The sequence below is a fragment of the uncultured Succinivibrio sp. genome, from assembly GCF_902756765.1.
In the GTDB taxonomy this organism is placed as follows: Bacteria; Pseudomonadota; Gammaproteobacteria; order Enterobacterales; family Succinivibrionaceae; genus Succinivibrio.
The window spans coordinates 1-2,642 of record NZ_CACVSS010000170.1; the positions used below are offsets into that span (position 1 = coordinate 1).

The 2,642-nt window shown below is 35.8% G+C and carries 1 protein-coding gene; it reads right to left on the reverse strand.

All coding sequences use genetic code 11. The features are described 5' to 3' along the window. Positions 1-275 precede the first annotated feature (275 nt). A complete protein-coding gene (locus QZU45_RS12045; RefSeq protein ID WP_295355628.1) occupies positions 276-2,132 on the reverse strand; it encodes a transposase in 1,857 nt (618 codons plus the stop codon). Between the last annotated feature and the right edge of the window lie 510 nt (positions 2,133-2,642).

Genomic DNA, 2,642 nt, shown 5'->3' on the forward strand with positions numbered 1-2,642 from the left:
TTCAAGCAAATAAAATAATCCTCTTATACAAGAAGAAAATAATATAATTATTAATTTTAATAGATATTATTAAAATTTTAATAATATTATCGTGCAGACAATTAAGTACGATTATCTTTACTTGCACATTTAGAGGAGATGTTTATCTCGTCGTAATCCATTAGACATCGGGGCTAAGGTTCGCACTAAATAAAAAAAACAAAGGTTAACCAAAATTTTGTCAAAAGCAGATAAAAAGGTAATTGGTAAGAAATAACCAATTACCTTATTCCAAATTAAGCCATATTCCATGGCATAAGTTTATCTAGGACATCAGAGGAAATATTGTGACTCTTAAAGTCAGTGATGGTTCCTCTTTTGTCCTTTTCAAATTCAATTTCATTCATATGAATTGTCATTGTTTCAATGATTTTCTTCATATAGAATTTAAAATCAGTGCTGTTCACGATACAGGTTTTATACAGAGAATACAGAACCGTTAGATTCTCAGCTCCCTTGCATGTATCACTCGCCATCATGCTGTTGCGCAGTATGTCAATCTCACGGAATTTCTCTTCAACATTGTTGTTGTGCATAACTCCGTAAGGACTGTCTAAGAAGGCGGTTAAACCTTCCTTGTTATTAACAAGGTAAACCATTGCCTTATAAAACCTGTCAGAGCATTTTCTCTGTGGTTCTATTTTAATTTTACCGTTTGCTCTGCACCTTTTAATGGTTTCAAAGATATCCTGTGCCTTAGTAAAGATTTCATCGATTAAAGGTTTAACCTTTTCGTGCTTTAACTTACTGATATCAAGTGAGCTGTCTTTATTGCAGTCTTTAACTATATCGTTATAGATGCTGATACTATTTGAAATGGCATCTACGAAGTATCTGCTGTCTGCAATATCCTGTTCCCATTTATTAGTAATCATCTCGGTAACGGGAACTCCGTCTTTATGGGTAGAGAAGTTTAAAAGTTCACAGAAGTTTCTTCTGGCATGAACCCAGCAGATACCGTGAATAAATGCTTTTGACAACTCTCCGTTCTCATTTTCAATCTGTGAGAACATTTTCTTATAAAAGGCATCCGACTCAATAAAACAGTCTCTGGAAATATCGTGTTCTAATAATAGCTGTTTAGGTATATCAGAATTCCTTTCCAGAGAATGCAGATAGATACATACCTTCGGGGTAATTACTCCGAATACATATGAACGGATTGTTTTAGCTTTACTTCGCTGAGCCTTCTTTCCAGGTTCATCTTCAGGTGGAGATTTTATTCTCTGCTTTTCTCTGCATTCCCAGTATGTTTCATCTATTCCTATCAGCTTTGCCTGTCCTATATAACCTTCCATATGTTTAAATACAGGGGTTATCATTGCAGTTACGATGTTAACGTAACTGTACAGCTGCTGTCTTGAGTACCTGGCACCATAGCGTGATAAGTACTGACTAATTCTGTTTAATGGCAACTTCAGATTAAGCATCTGCTCTAATATCAGACTCATCAGATTGATGCTCATTGAGCTTTTCTTTAGAAAATCTGTTGCAGCATATACTGTAGGTTCAACTCTGATATCTGTAAGTTCCTGTCCATCCTCATCTACAGCCACTGCCTGCAGTTTACTGTACTGAGTTCTGATTAGGTTTAACTCTATATCAGTCTTCCTGGCTGAATTGTTTATTCTGACATACTTGTAAAGTTTTCCATCTTTGCCTGTAAAAGTGGTTCCGATTTTCTTTCTGGCTTCTTCTAAAGAAATCTCTTTGCCATCTACATCAATACAGACTTCCTTCTCTGTTACCTTAATCTCAGAGCTGTCCTTTGATGTAGATTTTCTGCTTTTACCATCTTTACCATGACTTGATGAGTCTATGCCTCTCTTACTGTCCTTTCCCTTACCATTGATGTTCTCATTGCAGGTCTTTCTTACTGTAATGGATTTATTGCCAAGTCTTGCTTCAAGTCTTTCTATTACAGCTGTCAATTTTTCAACTGTTGATTTTTGCTCTGCAAACATCCCTGATAAGCTCTCATAGAGAGTCATCATGGCAGTGATTAGTACAGAGAGCATAGGATCGCCTGAAGTTGCCTGTTGCAACTTCTCTGCCAGCTCTTTATAACTCTTATTCAGATCTTCAAAATTCACTTGTACTAATCCTGTTAAATTCTTATACAGGTATTATAGCAAAGCCATTTTAAACACCTTATAAAGCGCTGTTTTGATGGTTCATTACAGCTCTCAAAAGCTCTCCACAGATCACCAGAAGATCATAGAGATCTGTAAGTGAGAAAAATGACAAAAGTAAAGCAGTGAAATTTACGTCTCTCTATAGCCATTTAAACAGCTCTCAGAGCTATATATTTTTGATTTTAGAAAAATGCAAATTCGTACAATTTTGTGAATCAAATCACACTGATTTTTTAATGAGCTGACAGTCTGCTGTGAGACTGTCATAATGGATTAGTTTTCGGTTATTTCGTACCAATTACAAAAATACCGATGTTTATCGTAAATCTGCCGAATTTTAGGATTAAACAGCAATTTTAAGCGGATTTTTGGTGTCAGGTACACTGCCGTGAGTGAGCAGCTCTTCAAGTTCATTTCTTGTAAGATGTATCGGGATAAGCTTTTTGCAGTCATCCAGAATTACCTGAA